Annotated in this window: 1 protein-coding gene; it reads left to right on the top strand. The window is 50.5% G+C overall.

The genetic code is table 11. The features are described from left to right. Positions 1–2: 2 nt before the first annotated feature. A partial coding sequence (locus ACP5PX_RS08340) for a UPF0236 family transposase-like protein (RefSeq protein ID WP_428085483.1) occupies positions 3–707 on the top strand: 705 nt, incomplete at its 3' end.

Raw genomic sequence — 707 nt, 5'->3', positions numbered from 1 at the left:
CTATTTTAAGTTTACTGGAGGATTTAGAGCATTTCAATAGTCTAGAGGAGTTTGTCTTAAGTTTCGCCAGACAGGTTCTGGTACTTCTGCTGGAGATGTTGGATAACGCTTTGGTGGCGAGGAAGCCAGAAGGTTACCGGATCGCAGGCTTCCGGAGGCGGACAATAGCGACTGGGATAGGGGATATCGTATTCAAGCGGAGGCTTTACGTTAAGGCTACGGCAAAGAAGGGCCGGGGACAAGGTCTTTTTCTGCTGGATGAGGCTTTGAGACTAAGGAAGGGCAAGCGGCTCTCGGGAAGGTTATTGAAGCTGGCCGTTTCTTTAGCGACCCGTCTTCCCTTTCGGCAGGTAGCGGAAGTGATGCAAGAAGCGGGGTTAGGGAATATAAGCCACATGACAGTGCATACAGAAGTGAGGCGGGCGGGGCTAAAAGAGCAGGCGAGTCGGGAAGCCTTGCGGGAAAAGGTTTTTGCCAATGGAGAGGAACCGAAAGGAGCCAAGAAGAAAGTACGGATACTATTCATAGAAGTAGATGGACTGGTTGTTCCTCTGCAGAGGAGCAAGCAAGACCGGATGGAGATAAAAGCTGGGGTTATATACGAAGGGTGGATTGAGAAAGGGAGAAGGAGGCAACTGAAGGACCCACGGTTTATCATGGGCATTTTCCCCGACGCGGAGAAATTTTGGGAAGCCTTGTATGTGGAG

It is taken from the genome of Hadarchaeum sp. (SeqCode) (assembly GCF_049969415.1).
GTDB lineage: Archaea > Hadarchaeota > Hadarchaeia > Hadarchaeales > Hadarchaeaceae > Hadarchaeum.
This window is presented reverse-complemented; position numbering and strand designations above follow the sequence as displayed.